Source organism: Micromonospora sp. NPDC003776 (assembly GCF_053605645.1).
On the sequence record NZ_JBSGJR010000080.1, the window covers coordinates 1 to 17207 of the forward strand.

Genomic DNA, 17207 nt, shown 5'->3' on the forward strand with positions numbered 1-17207 from the left:
GCCCGGGGGGGGCCGGGGGGGGCCGCCGCGGCGGGCCGGGGCGCCACCACCGGCCCTGGGGTCAGCTCTTCGTGACCGGGCTGAGCAGCTCCGACGCCCGGCGGTCGGCGAACGCGGTGACCGCCTGCTGGCCGGCGCCGAAGACGATCGCCACGCCCAGCAGCGCGGCCGTGCTGCTCACCGTGGTCTCCACTAGGCCGCCGATCACCAGCATGATCCCGACGACGGCGACCAGCGGCCCGATCGCCAGCTTCAACAGGCCCTGCTGGAACGGCAGCCGGTACGGCAGGCCACCGGACCGGGACGTGATCATCGAGGGCAGCGCGCTGATGAAGGCGCCCAGCGCGCCGGCGATCAGGACGAAGAACAGCAGCCGCCACGCCGGTACGCCGGCCGCGTCGGTGGGTGGCTTGAGCAGTTGCACGTCCGGGCTGCGCCACTGCACCAGCACCATCAGTGTCTCGGCGACCAGCGCGAGGACGGACAGGCCGAGCATGCGGTTGCGCAGCCGGCGTACCGACTCGTTGAACTCGTCCGACTCGGTGTGGTAGCGCAGCAGCAGAGCCTGGACCTTCGCCCGCAGCAGCGCCGGCTGGGCGAGGTCGGCCTGCGGGTCGAACGCGGTCAGCGCCTTGTCGTCGGTGGCCAGGTACCGCCCGGCCGCCGCCTGGTACGCGGGCAGCAGCCCGAGCAGCTCCTCCGGCGTGCGCAGCGGCACCATGGCACGCTCCACCGCGTGGATGGTCTGCCATGCGTACTCGACGTTCCCGCCGCGCAGCCACCCGATGACGTTACTGCGCCTCAGGGCCGGCTCCACCCTGGACAGCTGCGTCCGAAGCTCGTCGACGCGGGCGGCGTTCGCCGGGTCGGCCGTCGCCAACTCCCGCAGTTGCTGGTGGAGGTCGTCCAGCTTGGTGCGGACCCGCACCTGCCACACCGCCTCCGGGACGGTGTTCTTCCCGGCTTTCCGGGCGGGCGCGCTGCCGGTGCCGGCGGGTGGGGCGGTGGTGTCGGTGGACATGAGTGGGCCCTCCAGTCGTCGGGGGAGTCGTCCGACCTGGGCGAATGCACCTTGCACCACAGTATCCGCAGGTCAGGGCGGTGACGCATTGACGGATTACCGACCGGCGATCGCCCCCGGCTGCTTACCGATGAGTAACATGACCTGGTGGCCGTCTTCGCCCTCGCCCAGATCACCATCCACGACCGCCCGCGCTACGACCGGTACGTCGCCGCGTTCCTGCCCGTCCTCGCCCGCTACCGGGGGCGGCTGCTCGCCGCCGACGAGTCCCCCGAGGTGGTGGAGGGGAACTGGTCGCACCAGAAGGTGATCCTGATGGCCTTCGACAGCCGGGACGACTTCGAACGCTGGTCCACCTCCGCCGAATACCGGGAGATCTCCCGCGATCGGGAGGCGGCCACCGAGGGCGTCGTTCTGCTGGTCGACGGCGTCCCCGGGCGCCGCGCATCCGGGTGACGGGCGACCGCGAGCGCCGCGCCGGCGGGCTCAGGACCGTTTGGTCTGCACGGTTCGGCTGCGCCCGGGACGGGCGTACGCGTCGGCCGCCGCGGCCAGCCGGGCCGCCTGGCTACAGGCGGTGTCGCACCCAGACGTTCGGCTCGACGTAGACGGCGTAGTCGTGTGTCACGTCGCAGAGCACCGGCACCAGCGCGCCCGGTACGTGCACCGGTCCGCTGGTGTCGAACGGCAGGCCCGTCCAGTCCCGCCATTCCGCCAGAGTGCCGGTGATGGTCATCGACCGGGTCGCCACCCGCTCGATCCGCCCACCCGCCCGGACGTGCACCCGCAGCCACGGGTCCACCGGCAGGCCGTCGGCGCGGACCCGGGTCGCGTACTCGGCGGTGGGCAGGTCGGGCTGGGTGTGCTTGCCGTTCGGGCGGACCGGCGCGACGAGGGTGTCGAGGCCGCGCTTGGCGACCGCCGTCCGCATGGCGTCCAGCATCAGCGCGGACACGCCGCCTCCCCGCCGGTCGGGTCGGATGGTGATCTCCAGCGCCGAGGCCATCGTCGGTTGCCGTCCGAGGTGCCGGTCGACCGTGGCCCGCTGGATCATCCGTTCCCAGCCGCCCTCGGGCAGTTCCGGTTCCGGCCAGTGCACGGGCACGGCGTACCCGCGGGCGACGGCGCGTCCCGGCTCGGCGGGGTCGATCGCGGCGAGCACCAGGTCGGGGTAGACGTCGTCGGCGACCGCGTAGTACACGGAGCTCAACATGTCCTGGAGCATGAAGGTCGGCCACGCCCCGTCGAAGTCGGCGTTGGTCAGCAGCGGCGCGAGGTCGGGACGGTCGGCGAGGCTCACGATCTCCAGAGTCACGGGCCGGATGCTAGGGCCGCCCCGGCCGGAGCCGCACGTGAATTACGCCGCGCCGGCCGTCCTCAGGGCAGGACGACGGTCCGCGCGCCCTCGCCGCGGGCCATCCGGTCGAAACCCGCGGCGGCGCCGTCCAGTGTGGTCCGGTCGGTGATCAGGGGAGCGAGGTCGAGGGTCCCGTCGAGCACCGCCCGGGCCAGTTCCGGTACGTCCCGGTCGGGATCGGACGACCCGTAGACCGAGGAGCGCAGGGTGCGGGCCGAGTGGAAGATGTCCAGGGCGCTGAGCCCGACGATGTCGTCCTTGGCGCCCATGCCGACCACGGTCACCTGCCCACCGCGGCGGGTGGCCCGCCAGGCGGTGCGGATCGTCTCGCTGCGCCCGACGCACTCCAGGGCGTGGTCGACGCCGCGGCCGCCGGTGCGTGCCCGGACCGCCCGGTTGATCGTCTCGTCGGCGAGCAGGAAGTCGGTGGCGCCCGCGGTGGCGGCCAGTTTCGCCTTGGCCGGGGAGCGGTCGACGGCGATGACCGGGTCGGCGCCGGCGGCGCGGGCGGCGGAGACCACCGACAGGCCGACGCCGCCGAGCCCGATCACGGCGACCGCGTCGCCGGGGGCGACCGCCGCGGTGCGGCGGACCGCACCGACGCCGGTGAGTACGGCGCAGCCGAGCAGGGCGGCGGCGTCGAAGGGCAGGTCGGCGGGGACCGGGATCACCGCCTGCTCGGGCACCACCACCTGTTCGGCGAGGGCGCCGAGGCCGAGCGTGACGTGCAGCGGCTCGCCGGTGGAGGTGCGGCCTCGGGCGGCGGCGGGCGCGCCGGCGCGTTCGCAAAGCCATGGCTCGCCGTGGCCGCAGTACCAGCACTGCCGGCACGGTGGCGCCCAGTTCAGCACGACGTGGGCGCCGGGGGAGACGCGGGTGACCGCGCCGCCGACCTCGGCGACGACCCCGGCGGCCTCGTGGCCGAGCACCAGCGGGTACGGCGGCGTGAGGGTGCCGTTGACCATGGACAGGTCGGAGTGGCAGAGCCCGGCGGCCCGGATGTCCACCCGTACCTCGCCGGGGCCGGGGCTGGGCAGTTCGATCTCCTCGACCTGGGGCGGGGTCCCGGTGGCCCGGGCGACCAGCGCCCTCATCGCTGGATGGCCTTGGTCTGGCGGAACTCGTTCAGCCCGTGGCGGCCCAGTTCCCGGCCGAGGCCGGACTGCTTGTAGCCGCCGAACGGGGCGAGCGGGTTGAACGGGGCGCCGTTGATGTCGACCGCGCCGGTGCGCATGCCGCGGGCGACCCGCAGGGCCCGCTCCGGGTCGGCGGACCAGACCGCGCCGGCCAGCCCGTACCGGGAGTTGTTGGCCACGGCGACAGCGTGCTCGTCGTCGTCGACGGGGAGCACCGACAGGACCGGCCCGAAGATCTCCTCCTGGGCCAGGGCGCTGTCCGGGTCGACGTCGGCGATCACGGTGGGGGCGACGAAGAAGCCCCGGCCGGGCACCGCGGCGTCGGGTCCGCCGGCGACGAGCCGGCCGCCGTCGGCGAGTCCCTTCTGGACGTGGTCGCGTACCCGCTGCCGCTGCGCGGCGGAGACCAGCGGGCCGAGTCGGGTGGCCGGGTCGAAGGGGTCGCCGAGCCGGTATCCCTCGGCGGCCCGCGCGGCGAGGGTGACGGCCTCGTCGTAGCGGGACCGGTGCACCAGCATCCGGGTCCAGGCGGTGCAGGTCTGCCCGGAGTTGAGGAACGCGTTGCCGACGCCCACCTTGACCGCGGTGGCCAGGTCGGCGTCGTCGAGGATCACGTTGGCCGACTTGCCGCCGAGTTCCAGCGCGATCCGGGCGATGCGGTCGGCGGCGAGGTGGGCGATGCGCCGGCCGGTGGCGGTGGACCCGGTGAAGGAGACCATGTCGACGTCGGGGTGGGCGGCGAGGGCCTCGCCGACGACGGGTCCGGTGCCGGTGACCAGGTTGACCACGCCGGACGGCAGGCCGGCCTCGGCGATCGCGTCGAAGAGCAGGTACGCCGTCAGCGGGGTCAGCTCGCTGGGTTTGAGCACGACGGTGCAGCCGGCCGCCAGCGCCGGGGCGACCTTGGCGACGACCTGGTGCAGCGGGTAGTTCCACGGGGTGATCGCACCGACCACGCCGACGGGTTCGTGGACCACCAGCGAGTTGCCGACGGTTTCCTCGGCGGCTGGCTGGGCGGCCAGGTCGACGTAGCTGCGCAGGACGGTGAGCGGGAGACCGGCCTGCACCCGGGTGGCGACCTTGAGCGGGGTGCCGAGTTCCAGGGCCACGGTCCGGGCGATGTCGTCGGCCCGGGCGGCCAGCGCGGTGTGCAGCCGGTCCAGGTGGGCGGCCCGGGCGGCCGGCGCGGCGGCGGCCCAGCCGGGGAAGGCGGCCCGGGCGGCCGCAACGGCCCGGTCGACGTCGGCGGCGGTGCCGGCCGGGACGGCGGCGATGACCTCCTCGGTCGCCGGGTTCTGCACCGGGATGGTCTCCCCGGTGGACGCGGTGACCCAGTGGCCGTCCAGGTAGAGGTCGGTCCGGGTGAGCTCCATCGCGTTCTCCTCAGCTACGTCACCGGAAAACTACCAGCGGACTCTGCCACATCCGGGTCTGGACGAACTAAAACTTGCACCGATAGTTTGAGGCCGGTGCACCTTCCGCGCGCGCCGTGCGGCCCCGTACCGAGAGGATCCGGAGGAGAGATGGACTTCGCGCTGTCCGACGAGGAACGGGCGGTCCGGGACACCGCGCGGGCCTTCATCACCCGTGAGGTGATGCCGCTGGAGCAGGAGGTGCTGCGCCGCGAGCGCGCCCACCAGCCCGGCCTGGACCGGTCCGAGCTGCGCGAGCTACAGCTCAAGGCGCGCAAGTTCGGCTTCTGGGGCCTGGCCACCCCGCAGGAGTACGGCGGGATGGACCTGCCGGCCGTCATGCAGTCGCTGATCTGGACCGAACTGGGGCGCACCTTCGTACCGTTCCGGTTCGGCGGCGAGGCCGACAACATCCTCTTCCACGCCACCGAGGAGCAGAAGCGGGAGTTCCTGCTCCCCACCATCGAGGGGGAGCGCATCTCCTGCTTCGCGATCACCGAGCCGGGCGCCGGCTCCGACGCGGCCAACATCCGGCTGCGCGCCCGCCGCGACGGCGACGACTGGGTGCTCGACGGGGAGAAGACCTTCATCACCAACGGCAACGACGCCGACTTCGCGATCGTCATCGCGGTCACCGACCCGGAGAAGGGCGCCCGCAACGGCGGCGCTACCGCGTTCCTGGTGGACCGGGAGATGGGCTGGCGGTCGGAGCTCATCCAGACGATGGGCGAGGGCGGCCCGGCGTCGCTGATCTTCGACGGCGTACGGGTGCCGCACCGCAACATCCTCGGCGCGCAGGGCCAGGGCTTCGCGCTCGGCATGGAGTGGATCGGCAAGGGCCGCTACACCATTCCCTCGCACGCCATCGGCATCGCCGAACGGGTGCTGCAGATGGCCATCGACCAGGCCAACACCCGTGAGACCTTCGGCGCGAAGATCGGCACCAACCAGGCCATCCAGTGGATGATCGCCGACTCGGAGACCGAACTGGAGGCCGCCCGGTGGCTGGTGCTCAAGTCGGCGTGGACGGTCGACCAGGGCCTGGACCCCCGGCACGCCTCCTCCATGGGCAAGCTCTACGGCGCCGGCATGGTCAACCGGGTGGTGGACCGGGCGCTGCAGATCCACGGCGGCATGGGTTACACCCGCGAGCTGCCCATCGAGCGCTGGTACCGGCAGGTTCGGCTGTACCGGATCTTCGAGGGCACCGACGAGATGCAGCGGCTGATCATCTCCCGGGACCTGCTGCGCGGCTACACGAAGATCGGCGGCCACCTGGCCTGAGGACCGGTCCGGCGCCGCGGTTAGGCTCGCGCCATGGCAGATCCGTTCCGGGTACGCGTCACCGTCCGCGGCTACGAACTCGACACCCAGGGCCACCTGAACCAGGCGGTGTACCTGCAGTACAGCGAGCACGCCCGGTGGGAGTGCCTGCGCGCGGCGGGGATCTCCCAGGACCGGCTGATCGCCAGCGGCGTGGGCCCGGTGGCCCTGGAGGTCACCGTGCGGTACCTGCGGGAGCTGCGCGGCGGCGACGAGGTGGACGTGTCCTGCGAGTTCCGCTGGGGCGAGGGCAAGACCTTCCAGATCGTGCAGGAGCTGACCCGGCCCGACGGCACGCAGGTCGCCACGGTGACCGGGGTGGGTGGCCTGCTCGACCTGTCCACCCGGCGGCTGGTGCCCGATCCACGCGAGCGGTTCCGGGCCCTGGCCAGCGACCTGGGGCCGCTGAGCCTCTGAGAGTGGGCACTATTCCGGGTGGTTGACCGTGCCGGCCCCGGTGTGGAAGGGGCTGCTGATTCCGGCGTAGCCCAGGTGCAGGATCATGCCGTTCGCGGCGTGTTCGAGGTCGTGGCAGTGATCCATCCAAATCCCCGGGTTGTCCGCCCGGAACGCCACCCGGTAGGTCTCACCGGGGCCGACGTCGAGGGTGTCCACCCACCACGGGCTTCCGGTCGTGGGGTGGCCGTCGCGGTCCAGCACCAGCATGTGGTGGCCATGCAGGTGCATCGGGTGGTGCTGGCCGCTGCGGTTGACGTAGGTGACTTCGACCAGGTCACCGGGGGTGACCATGAGCATCGGCACGTCCGGGAACGACCGGTTGTTGAGCGTGTACCGCACCGCCGGGCGGCCGTCGTAGAAGCCGAGCCGTTCGTCGATGCGGAGCGTGAAGCGCCGGTCGAAGTGGCTGCCCGCCCCGAACGGGGTGGCGGCGGGTGTGCCGTAGCGGGCGGGGTCCAGCTGCGGCGGCGCCGGGCTCTCGCGGCCGGGGCCCGCGGTCCCATCAGGGCTGTAGACGATCGTCGGGCCCTCCGCGTGCAGCACCACCGGCCGGTCGGGCATGGTGAACGCGAGGTCGTAGCGGGCTCCACCGCCGACCAGGATCCGCACGCCGTCGAGCGTGCCCGGTGCGTGGACGTCGGTGCCGTCGATCGCCACGACCCGTACCGGGGCGCCGGTCAGGGTGAACGTGGCGGGCTTGCCGTCGGTGTTGACCAGCCGTAGCCGTACGGCACGGCCGGCCGGCACCTGTCGCCGCTGCACGCCGGTGGTCACGCCGAGCGTCGCCGCGCCGTCCTCGTCGACCCAGGTGTGCCGCAGCACCGTCTCGTCAACGGCGTCGCCCTGCTCGGGCGCGTCGGCGGGCAGCACCACCAACGCCCCGAACAGGCCGCGACGGACCTGGACGGAGGACATCTCGTGGGAGTGGTACCAGTAGGTGCCGACCTGCGCGGCCCGGAACCGGTACACAAAACGGCTCCCGGGCGCGACCGCGTCCTGGGTCACCCCGGCCACGCCGTCCATCGCGTTGGGCACGTCCACGCCGTGCCAGTGCAGGGTCACACCCACGCCCGGCAGGCGGTTGACCAGCGTCACCTCCACCAGGTCGCCCAGCCGGACCCGCAGCTGCGGGCCGGGCGTCACGCCGTTGAACGTCCAGGCCTCCACCTGCTGTCCCGAGTCCAGTGCGATCCGGGCGGGCTGCGCCGTCAAGGTGAACCGGCGCACGGGCGTGCCCGTGGTGTCGGTGCCGGTCAGCGTGGTCACACTGACACCGTGGTGGCCGTGGTCCATGGCGTGGCCGCCACCGGCGTCAACGGGACCGCCGGTCATGCTGCTGCGTGCCGGCAAGGCGCTGGCGGCGGACCACGCGACGAACACCGCGGCGGCGACCGCGACGCCGAGCGCCCCCTTCGCCGCCGTCAGCCACCAGCGCGACCGCCCGGGCGATGGCGTCGAGCCCCGACGGGTACGCCGCCACGCGTACGCCACCGCCGCGGCGACGACCACCCCGAGTCCGGTGATCGCGGCGGCGCGCCCACCCGCCAGCTGCGCCGTGCTGGCCACCAGCACCACACCGGCCGAGACCGCCGCCGCCCAGCGGCCGGCTGACCAGGTGGCAGCCCGCCGCTCGTCCGGCGACCGCAGCATCGGGCGTACCCACACCGCGTGAACCGTCGCGACCACCCCCAACGCCGGGGCCACGAACACCAACCTGGGACCCGCGAAATCCCACCCGTTCCGCAGCAGCAGCAGAGCAGCGACCAGCCGCAGCGCAGCCGCGCCGAGCAGCAGCCCGAAGAGCGGACGCCAGATCCGCGAGGGCCTCGTGCCTGCCGCCGCCGCGGGACGTAGCCCGAACCAGATCGCCGCCACGGCGACGGGCACGGCCAGCAATGCGACCACCAGGTCGGTGTAATGCACCAAGAGGAACACGGTCACCCCTGCTCAACGTCGATGGCCGTGATCGTCGCACAGCCACGGAACCGTGCCGGACGGGCCGGAACGGCGACCCGGGGATCAGGACGGCGAAGGGCGGGCGCCCAGGTAGGTGAGGACGGTGCTGCTCGCGCTCGGCGTCCTGCTCGGCTGGTCGGCCCTCGGCCGCGGCCCGGCCGCCACCGCCAGGAAGCGGCTCACCCTCGCCGGCGCGGCCGGGTACGTGCTGGCCGGGGCGTACCCGGCGGACGTGGACGAGAACCTGCACTTCCTCGCCGCGCTGCTCATCTTCGTGCTGGGAAATCTCGGGATGCTGGTGGCGGCGCTGGCCCGCCGGTCGGCGCTGCTGGGCGCGGTGCGGGCGGCGAGCCTCGCCCTCGGGATGACTGGCGTGACCGGTGTCGTCCTGTTCCTGGCCCAGGTCGACGTCGGTGTCGGCGTCGGCGGGATGGAGCGGGTGGCGGTCTTCCCGCTGCTGGTGTGGACGAGCGTCGTCGCCGTGCGGGCCCTGGACGCGCGTCGCGCGGCTCCTATCCTGGGTCGATGATCCTGGAGTTCACCGGCGAGTTGTGGTTCTGGCGCGGGCCGGCGCCGTGGCACTTCGTCACCGTTCCCGAGGAGCAGTGCGGTGAGCTGGAGGCGGCGTCGGCGCTGGTGACCTACGGCTGGGGCATGATCCCGGTGACCGCACGGATCGGCGACACCGGCTGGGCGACGTCGCTGTGGCCCAAGGACGGCCGGTACATCGTGCCGGTCAAGGCGGCGGTGCGGAAGGCGGAGGGGCTGGAGGTCGGCGATCCGGTGACCGTCCGCCTCACCGTCGACGCCTGACCGGTCGCTCAGTCAGGGCTTGCGGGCCACCGCCGCGTACATGGACGCCTGCGCGACCGACCGGCGCTGCTCCGGCGCGTCGTCCGGCCGCCATTCGGTGACCGGGCTGATGCCCGGCTCGACGAACTCCAGGCCGTCGAAGAAGGCGCGGAACTCGTCGCGGCTGCGGAACGCCATGTCGATCATGCTGGTGGTGGTGACCGGCGCGGCCGTCGCGGCGATGTCCCGGGGCACCAGGTCGGTGGTCGCGTGGGAGATCACCAGGTAGCTGCCCGACGGGAGCGCCTCGACCAGCCGCCGGGTGATCCCGTACGGGTCGTCGGCGTCGGTGAGGAAGTGCAGGATCGCCACCAGCATCAGCCCGACCGGCTGGTCGAAGTCGATGGTGGCCCGTACGTCGGGGTGGGCGAGGATCTTCTCCGGCTCCCGCAGGTCCGCGTCGACGTACGCGGTGGCCCCCTGCGGGCTGCTGCTCAGCAGCGCGCGGGCGTGTGCGAGCACGATCGGGTCGTTGTCGACGTACGCCACCCGCGAGGCGGGGTCGACGCCCTGCGCGACCTCGTGCATGTTGGGGCTGGTCGGGATGCCGGTGCCGATGTCCAGGAACTGCCGGATCCCGGCCGTGCCGGCCAGGTAGCGGGTGGCCCGGTGCATGAACCGCCGGTTCTCGATCACGGTGGTCCGGATCGCCGGGTACGCCGCGGCGACGGCGTCGCCGGAGCGCCGGTCGGCCGCGAAGTTGTCCTTGCCGCCCAGCCAGTAGTCGTAGCGGCGGGCCGGGTGTGGCACCGAGGGGTCGATCCGCGACGACGGCTGCTCGGGCACGGGGCGTACGCCTGACGTCGTGTCGGCCACGGCGGTCTCCCTGTCCATAGTGGGCGTGCCCGCCGATCGTAACGGTCGGCGCCGCGGCCGGCGGCCCCGCCGTGCCGCCGTAGTGCCGCCTTGGTCAGCCGAGCTTGGGTGTGGCCCTTGAGATGATGGCGGCGAAGTCGACGCCGGCGGGCAGGGTGCCGAAGGCCTGGCCGTGGTCGCCGCCGAGGCGGGAGGCGCAGAAGGCGTCGGCGACGGCCGGGTGGCCGTGCCGGACCAGCAGCGAACCCTGCAGGACCAGGGCGAGCCGTTCGACGACCCGGCGGGCCCGCAGTTCGAGGTCGGCGTGGTCGGACAGGTCGGCCCGCACCTGGCGCAGCGCGGCGTCGAGCCGCGGGTCGGCGCCGGCGGCGGCGTCCACCTCGGCCTGGAACGCCGCCATCACCTCGGGTTCCCGGGCGAGGGCGCGCAGCACGTCCAGCGCGGCGACGTTGCCCGAGCCCTCCCAGATGGAGTTGAGCGGCGATTCGCGGAACAGCCGTGGCATGCCCGACTCCTCGACGTAGCCGTTTCCGCCCAGGCATTCCAGGGCCTCGGCGGCGTGCGCCGGCCAGCGCTTGCAGACCCAGTACTTGCCGACGGCGAGGGCGAGCCGTTTGAAGGCGGTCTCGCCGGCGTCGCCGCGGGCGGACCGGTCGGTGGCGCCGGCGAGCCGCATCATCAGGACGGTGGCGGCCTCGGACTCGACCGCCAGGTCGGCGAGGACGTTGCGCATCAGCGGCTGGTCGATCAGGTAGCGGCCGAAGGCGTGCCGGTGGGTGGCGTGGTGGACGGCGGTGATGAGCCCTTGGCGCATCCCGGCGGCCGCGCCGATGACGCAGTCGAGCCGGGTCAGGTTGACCATGTCGATGATGGTGCGCACGCCGCGGCCCTCGTCCCCGACGCGCCAGGCGGTGGCGTGCTCGTACTCGATCTCCGCCGAGGCGTTGGACCGGTTGCCCAGCTTGTCCTTCAGCCGCATCAGCCGCATCGGGTTGCGGGTGCCGTCGGGCAGGACCCGGGGGACGAGGAAGCAGGTGAGCCCGCCCGGCGCCTGGGCGAGGGTGAGGAACAGGTCGCACATGGGCGCCGAGGTGAACCACTTGTGCCCGACCAGCCGGTAGCTGCCGTCCGGGTCGGGGTGGGCGGTGGTGGTGTTGGCCCGGACGTCCGAGCCGCCCTGCTTCTCGGTCATCGACATGCCGGCCAGCAGCCCCCGCTTGGCCAGCGGCGGGCGCAGGCCGAAGTCGTACGTGCCGGCGGTGAGCAGCGGTTCGTACCGCGCGGCCAGGTCCGGGGCGTGCCGCAGCGCCGGCACGGCGGCGTAGGTCATGGAGATGGGGCAGCCGTGCCCGGCGTCGGGTCGCCAGGTGTAGAACTTGGCCGCGCGGGCGACGTGCGCGCCGGGCCGGACGTCGGCCCACGGGGCGGCGTGCAGGCCGTGCGTGACGGCGGTGTTCATCAGCTCGTGCCAGGCCGGGTGGAACTCCACCTCGTCGATGCGGTTGCCGTAGCGGTCGTGGGTGCGCAGGACCGGCGGGTGTTCGTTGGCCAACCGCCCGTGCTCGATCGCCTGCTCCCCGCCGCCGAGCCGGCCGAGCTCGTGCAGTTCGGCGGCGGCCCAGCCGGCGCCCTCGCGCTCCAGCCCGTCGAGCAGCGCCGGGTCGTCGGCCGCGTCGTAGCCGGCCAGCGGGGGAACCTGGTTGGTGACCTCGTGTGTCGTCACGGCACTACTCCCAGCGCGCGGTGGATGAAGGTGACCAGGTCGGGGATGGTGTGTGGGCCGGCGACCCCGGCGGCCAGCGGGCCGACCATGGCCTCGGCGAGGGCGCCGACGAGGGCGGTCGCGGTCAGTTCCGGGTCCTGCGGGGGCAGTTCGCCGCTGGCCACGCCGGCGGCGACGTGGTCGGCGATCAGGTCCGCGTACGCCCGGCGGAAGACGAGCCGCTCGGCGTCGACCGCCGGGTCGACCGGCTCGGCGAGCAGGGCGTAGGCCAGGCGGGGGGAGCGCAGCGCGCGGCCGGCGAAGGTCTGCGCGACGGCGGACACCTGCTGCGCGGCGGTGGTCTCCAGCGCCGCGGCGCGGGCGACGGCGTCCACCTCGCGCTGGGAGGCGGTGCGGAACACCTCGGCGAACAGGTCGGCCTTGGTGGGGAAGTGGCGGTAGACGCTGCCGGTGGCCACGCCGGCCCGCTCGGCGACGGCGGCGACCGTGCAGCCGGCGTACCCGTGCCCGGCCATGATCTCCAGCGCGGCCGCGATGATCCGCTCGCGGGAGGCGCTCAGCCGGGCCTTGACCCGCTCGGTGCTCCGGTACGCCACGCAAGAAGTGAACCACCATTCAAACCTTGCTGGCAAGGCCGTCGCCGTGTCCCGTTCGGCGCTGCCTGCCGGGTTCGGCGGTGCGGAACGGTCACAGCTTGGACGCGGTCCTTACTTGCGATCTTGGTGCGGCAACGCAGATCAGGTAGCGTCCCCCGCGCACACCGTCTTTGCACCACCCTGGCTGCACGTCACAGCGGGGTCGAACGGAGGGACACTGCCGTGAAGGTCCGTAGCGCAGTCCGCAGGGCTGGCGTCGTCGTGGCGATCGCCGCCCTCGCGGTGACCGCCGGTTGCGCCAAGAAGGATCAGGGTGAGGTTCAGGCGGGCGGGGTCAAGCTCGTCGAGAAGGGCAAGCTCACCGTCTGCACCCACCTGCCGTACGCGCCGTTCCAGTCCAAGGACGCCAGCGGCAAGGTGATCGGCTTCGACGTCGACATCATGGACCTGGTCGCCAAGGACCTCGGCGTCCAGCAGAACATCATCGACACCCCGTTCGAGGGCATCAAGTCCGGCCAGGACCTCAACGCCGGCAAGTGCGACGCGGCCGCCGCGGGCATGACGATCACCGAGGAGCGGAAGAAGGTCATGGACTTCTCCGATCCCTACTTCGACGCCACGCAGGCGATGCTGGTCAAGACCGGCAAGCCGTACAAGTCGCTCGACGACCTCAAGGGCAAGAAGCTGGGCGTTCAGGCCGCGACCACCGGCCGGGACTACGCCAAGAAGTTCGCCGACGAGAAGGGCCTGCAGCTCGTCGAGTTCGAGGACCTCGCCGCCGAGCAGCAGGCGCTGGCCAACGGGCAGATCGAGGCCGCCATCAACGACCTGCCGGTCTGGACCGAGTACATCAAGGAGCACCAGGGCGGCTTCGAGGTCGCGGCCGAGTTCGACACCGGCGAGCAGTACGGCTTCTCGGTGAAGAAGGGCGGCAACCCGGAGCTGCTCAAGAAGATCAACGACGCGCTGTCCAAGGCCAAGCAGGACGGCACGTACGACACGATCTACGAGAAGTGGATCGGCAAGAAGCCGAACGCCTGATCCATCCTCGCGACCGGAGGGCGCGTCCACGGGGCGCGCCCTCCGCGTCGGCAACCCCGCACCCCTCAAGGAGCGTCGAACCGTGAAGCTGCGCCGCCGCCAGCGAGAACGGCTGTCCCTCTGGCTCCAGTACCTGACCTTCGTCGCCGTCATCGCCGTGGTGGTCCTCGCCGCGGACTGGGGCCGGCTGCGGGAGGCGTTCTTCCGCGTCGACATCATCGAGTCGATGTTTCCGACGGTCATCACCGTCGCGCTGCGCAACACCATCCTCTACACCCTCGGGGCCTTCGCCTTCGGCCTGGTGTTCGGCACCATCCTGGCGCTGATGCGGCTGTCCCGGGTGGCGCCGTACCGCTGGGTCGCGACCGCCTACATCGAGCTGTTCCGCGGCCTGCCCGCGCTGCTGGTGCTCTTCCTGGTCGGGTACGGCATCCCCATCGCCTTCCCGGAGCGCGAGATCCCCGGCGGCGTGTTCGGGTCGATCAGCATCGGCCTCGGCCTGACCGCCGCGGCGTACATGGCCGAGACCATCCGCGCCGGTATCCAGGCCGTGCCCAAGGGGCAGATGGAAGCGGCCCGCACCCTCGGGATGTCGCACTTCACCGCGATGCGCACCATCGTCATCCCGCAGGCGTTCCGGATCGTCATCCCGCCGCTGACCAACGAGCTGATCCTGCTCACCAAGGACTCGTCGCTGGCCTACGTGCTCGGCGTGACCGCGCAGACCATCGAGGTCACCAAGTTCGGCCGGGACACGCTCAACGACCGGGTCAACGCGACCCCGCTGCTGGTCGCCGGTCTCACCTACCTGATCATCACCCTGCCGCTGTCCCAGCTGGTACGACGCCTCGAACTCCGCTACGCCAAGGCTCGGTGACCCACATGACGACTACCCAGTCCCGGCCCGCCGTCGAGATCCGCGACCTGCACAAGTCCTTCGGGCCGCTCGAAGTGCTCAACGGCATCGACTTCGAGGTCGGCCACGGCGAGGTGGTGTGCGTCATCGGGCCGTCCGGGTCCGGCAAGTCGACCCTGCTGCGCTGCGTCAACCTCCTCGAGGAGCCGACCGCCGGCAAGATCTGGGTCGACGGGACCGAGATGACCGACCCGGACGTCGAGATCGACGCGGTACGCCGCGGCATCGGCATGGTCTTCCAGTCGTTCAACCTCTTCCCGCACCTGACCGTGCTGGACAACCTCACGATCGCCCAGCGCCGGGTGCTGCGTCGCGGCCGCGGCGAGGCGGAACGGATCGCGCGGGACAACCTGGCCCGGGTCGGCCTGACCGACAAGGCCGGCGCGTACCCGGCGCAGCTCTCCGGCGGGCAGCAGCAGCGCGCGGCGATCGCCCGGTCGCTGTCGATGGACCCGAAGCTGATGCTCTTCGACGAGCCCACCTCCGCGCTCGACCCCGAACTGGTCGGCGACGTCCTCACCGTCATGCGCCAGCTGGCCGAGGAGGGCATGACCATGCTGGTGGTGACCCACGAGATGGCGTTCGCCCGCGACGTCGCCGACCGGGTCGTGTTTATGGACGGCGGCGTGGTGGTCGAGCAGGGGCCGCCGCAGGAGGTGCTCGGCGCGCCACGGCACGAGCGGACCCGCTCCTTCCTCTCCCGGGTCCTCGACCCCACCCACGTCGCGCAGCTCGGCCAGCCCGGCCAGTCCGCCGAGCCGCCCGCGTCGCCGGGCCTGCCGGCCGACGACCGCCACCAGATCTGACGCCGCACCGGCAGCCGAACGCCGTGTCACACCGCGGGCCGGCGGCCGGCGGTGCCACCATCGAGGGCGAGACCGATGAGTCGGGGGCGCCGAGATGGTCGATCATGAGGCAGCGATCCCGGCCCGGGCGGGCGGGACCGACGTGCTGGTGGTGGGAGCGGGACCGACCGGGCTGGCCCTGGCCGTCCAGTTGGCTTCCCTCGGCGTGCGGGTCCGCCTGATCGACCGTGCCGTGGACCGGGTCCACGAGTCGCGGGCGCTGGCGATCCAGCCCCGAACCCTGGAGGTGCTGGCCGGTCTCGGCGTGACGAGCGAGCTGGTGGCCGCCGGCAACACCACCGTCCGGCTCTGCCTGCACGCGGGTGGCCGGTCCCGTTCCGTGCCGCTGTTCGACCTCGGGCTGAAGGACACCGCGTATCCGTTCCTGCTGCTGCTGTCGCAGGCCGAGACCGAGCGGATCCTCGGCGAGCGCCTGGCCGCGGCCGGGCTCGGCGTGGAACGCGGCGTGGAACTGGTCGGGCTCGACCGGACGGGGGATGGTGCGCTGGCCACCCTGCGGCACACCGACGGGCGCGAGGAACCGGTGCCGGCCCGGTACGTGGTGGGATGCGACGGCGCGCACAGCACCGTGCGCCACCTCGCCGGGATCGGGTTCGCCGGCGGTGCCTACCCGCAGACCTTCGTCCTGGCCGACCTGGAGGCCGACGGCCTCGAACCGGGCATGGCGCACGCGTTCCTGTCTGAGCGCGGCATGCTGTTCTTCTTCCCCCTCGGTCATCCGGCCGGCTGGCGACTGCTGGTCATGCGGCCGCCCACCGACGTCGTGCCGCCGGACGCCCCGGTGAGTCTGGCCGAGGTGCAGGCGTTCGCCGACGCCTACACCGGCGCAACGGTGCGGCTGAGCCGCCCGGTCTGGATGACCAACTTCCGGCTGCACCACCGCGCCGCCACCCGCTACGGGACCGGCCCGGTCTTCCTGGCCGGCGACGCCGCCCACATCCACAGCCCGGCCGGGGCGCAGGGCATGAACACCGGCATCCAGGACGCGGTCAACCTCGGCTGGAAGCTCGCCCAGACGCTGCGCGGCGACGCCGACCCGAGCCTCCTGGACAGCTACGAGACCGAACGAGCGCCGGTGGGCCGGCTGGTGCTGCGCTTCACCGACCGGGCGTTCACCGTCGCCACCTCCACCAACCCGGTCGTGCGGTTCGTCCGTACCCGCGTCGCCCCCGCGCTGATCCCCCTCGTGCTCGCTCCCCGGTTTCTCCGCTCCACCGCCTTCCGCACGGTGTCCCAGCTGACCATCACCTACCGGAGAAGTCCGCTGTCGACGGACGGGCCGAATTCGCCGCGCAAGGGCCCACGAGCCGGCGACCGGCTGCCCGACGTCCCGCTCCCGCAGGGCGGCACGCTCCACCAGCTGACGGCCGCGCCCAGCTGGCACCTGCTGCTCTGCGGGCCGCCCAAGGCGTGGCCCGGCGACCAGACCGAGGCGCTGAGCCTGCGGTACGGCGGCCGCCTCGACGTGCACCGGGTGGCCGGACCGGACGGCACCGACGCGACTGCCGGGCAGGCGTGGCGCCGGCTCGGGATCAGCCCCGGCGCCAGTGGCCACTATCTGATCCGACCCGACGGGCACGTCGGCTACCGGGCCGGCGGCACCGATCTGGCCGGGCTGCTGGCCTACCTGGCACGCTGGCTGCCCGGATAGCGGGCGCGGGGTCAGCTGTCCCGCGGCGGTGTGCGGCGCAGCCGGTCGGCGAGCTCGCGGACGGCGTCGGTGAAGCGCGGGT

General features: G+C 72.8%; 17 protein-coding genes. 9 read left to right on the plus strand and 8 right to left on the minus strand.

The genetic code is table 11. The features are described 5' to 3' along the window. Positions 1 to 61: 61 nt before the first annotated feature. Entirely contained in the window at positions 62 to 1021 is a 960-nt protein-coding gene (locus ACWEVO_RS10020) for a hypothetical protein (protein WP_452307192.1), read from the minus strand. 147 nt (positions 1022 to 1168) lie between these two features. On the opposite strand from ACWEVO_RS10020, the gene ACWEVO_RS10025 reads away from it, so the two are divergent. Continuing rightward, on the plus strand, positions 1169 to 1477 hold the full coding sequence (locus ACWEVO_RS10025) for a DUF1330 domain-containing protein (protein WP_452307193.1): 309 nt from the start codon (positions 1169 to 1171) through the stop codon (positions 1475 to 1477). A 112-nt stretch (positions 1478 to 1589) separates the two neighbouring features. Here ACWEVO_RS10025 and ACWEVO_RS10030 read toward each other — a convergent pair whose 3' ends face one another. The 3 genes from ACWEVO_RS10030 to ACWEVO_RS10040 all read right to left on the minus strand — a co-directional run bounded on the left by ACWEVO_RS10030 (position 1590) and on the right by ACWEVO_RS10040 (position 4887). Then, entirely contained in the window at positions 1590 to 2336 is a 747-nt protein-coding gene (locus ACWEVO_RS10030; RefSeq protein WP_452307194.1) for an N-acetyltransferase, read from the minus strand. Positions 2337 to 2398: 62 nt separating this feature from the next. Beyond that, positions 2399 to 3472, minus strand: a complete 1074-nt coding sequence (locus ACWEVO_RS10035; RefSeq protein ID WP_452307195.1) for a Zn-dependent alcohol dehydrogenase — start codon at positions 3470 to 3472, stop codon at positions 2399 to 2401. Further along, a complete protein-coding gene (locus ACWEVO_RS10040) occupies positions 3469 to 4887 on the minus strand; it encodes an aldehyde dehydrogenase family protein (RefSeq protein ID WP_452307196.1) in 1419 nt (472 codons plus the stop codon). Before ACWEVO_RS10040 ends, ACWEVO_RS10035 begins: the two co-directional genes overlap by 4 nt. A gap of 150 nt (positions 4888 to 5037) precedes the next feature. Between ACWEVO_RS10040 and ACWEVO_RS10045 the strand changes: the two genes are divergently transcribed. Further along, positions 5038 to 6210 carry an acyl-CoA dehydrogenase family protein gene (locus ACWEVO_RS10045; protein WP_452307197.1) on the plus strand — a complete coding sequence of 391 codons (1173 nt, stop codon included), beginning with the start codon at positions 5038 to 5040 and terminating at the stop codon, positions 6208 to 6210. A gap of 33 nt (positions 6211 to 6243) precedes the next feature. Beyond that, positions 6244 to 6666, plus strand: a complete 423-nt coding sequence (locus tag ACWEVO_RS10050; RefSeq protein ID WP_452307198.1) for an acyl-CoA thioesterase — start codon at positions 6244 to 6246, stop codon at positions 6664 to 6666. A 9-nt stretch (positions 6667 to 6675) separates the two neighbouring features. Here the strand turns inward: ACWEVO_RS10050 and ACWEVO_RS10055 are convergent, their stop codons facing one another. Next, positions 6676 to 8649 (minus strand): multicopper oxidase family protein, encoded by a 1974-nt coding sequence (locus ACWEVO_RS10055; RefSeq protein WP_452307199.1) that lies wholly within the window; start codon positions 8647 to 8649, stop codon positions 6676 to 6678. Positions 8650 to 8767: 118 nt separating this feature from the next. Here ACWEVO_RS10055 and ACWEVO_RS10060 point away from each other — a divergent pair, with 118 nt between their 5' ends. Together ACWEVO_RS10060 and ACWEVO_RS10065 are read left to right on the plus strand one after the other, a co-directional pair. Beyond that, entirely contained in the window at positions 8768 to 9193 is a 426-nt protein-coding gene (locus tag ACWEVO_RS10060) for a DUF998 domain-containing protein (protein WP_452307200.1), read from the plus strand. Further along, positions 9190 to 9477, plus strand: coding sequence for a DUF1905 domain-containing protein (locus tag ACWEVO_RS10065; protein ID WP_452307201.1), 288 nt, complete (start codon positions 9190 to 9192; stop codon positions 9475 to 9477). The genes ACWEVO_RS10060 and ACWEVO_RS10065 overlap by 4 nt, the downstream gene beginning before the upstream one ends. Before the next feature lie 12 nt (positions 9478 to 9489). Here ACWEVO_RS10065 and ACWEVO_RS10070 read toward each other — a convergent pair whose 3' ends face one another. The 3 genes from ACWEVO_RS10070 to ACWEVO_RS10080 all read right to left on the minus strand — a co-directional run bounded on the left by ACWEVO_RS10070 (position 9490) and on the right by ACWEVO_RS10080 (position 12651). Next, positions 9490 to 10332, minus strand: a complete 843-nt coding sequence (locus ACWEVO_RS10070) for an SAM-dependent methyltransferase (RefSeq protein ID WP_452307202.1) — start codon at positions 10330 to 10332, stop codon at positions 9490 to 9492. 94 nt (positions 10333 to 10426) lie between these two features. Next, positions 10427 to 12055 carry an isovaleryl-CoA dehydrogenase gene (locus ACWEVO_RS10075; protein ID WP_452307203.1) on the minus strand — a complete coding sequence of 543 codons (1629 nt, stop codon included), beginning with the start codon at positions 12053 to 12055 and terminating at the stop codon, positions 10427 to 10429. Beyond that, positions 12052 to 12651 (minus strand): TetR family transcriptional regulator, encoded by a 600-nt coding sequence (locus tag ACWEVO_RS10080; RefSeq protein WP_452307204.1) that lies wholly within the window; start codon positions 12649 to 12651, stop codon positions 12052 to 12054. The genes ACWEVO_RS10075 and ACWEVO_RS10080 overlap by 4 nt, the downstream gene beginning before the upstream one ends. A gap of 222 nt (positions 12652 to 12873) precedes the next feature. On the opposite strand from ACWEVO_RS10080, the gene ACWEVO_RS10085 reads away from it, so the two are divergent. The 4 genes from ACWEVO_RS10085 (at position 12874) to ACWEVO_RS10100 (ending at position 17125) form a co-directional block, all read left to right on the plus strand. Beyond that, positions 12874 to 13692 carry a basic amino acid ABC transporter substrate-binding protein gene (locus ACWEVO_RS10085; protein ID WP_452307205.1) on the plus strand — a complete coding sequence of 273 codons (819 nt, stop codon included), beginning with the start codon at positions 12874 to 12876 and terminating at the stop codon, positions 13690 to 13692. 82 nt (positions 13693 to 13774) lie between these two features. Then, a complete protein-coding gene (locus ACWEVO_RS10090) occupies positions 13775 to 14569 on the plus strand; it encodes an amino acid ABC transporter permease (RefSeq protein WP_452307206.1) in 795 nt (264 codons plus the stop codon). A gap of 5 nt (positions 14570 to 14574) precedes the next feature. Further along, positions 14575 to 15414, plus strand: coding sequence for an amino acid ABC transporter ATP-binding protein (locus tag ACWEVO_RS10095; protein ID WP_452307207.1), 840 nt, complete (start codon positions 14575 to 14577; stop codon positions 15412 to 15414). A gap of 94 nt (positions 15415 to 15508) precedes the next feature. Continuing rightward, on the plus strand, positions 15509 to 17125 hold the full coding sequence (locus tag ACWEVO_RS10100) for an FAD-dependent monooxygenase (RefSeq protein ID WP_452307208.1): 1617 nt from the start codon (positions 15509 to 15511) through the stop codon (positions 17123 to 17125). Positions 17126 to 17207: the final 82 nt, after the last annotated feature.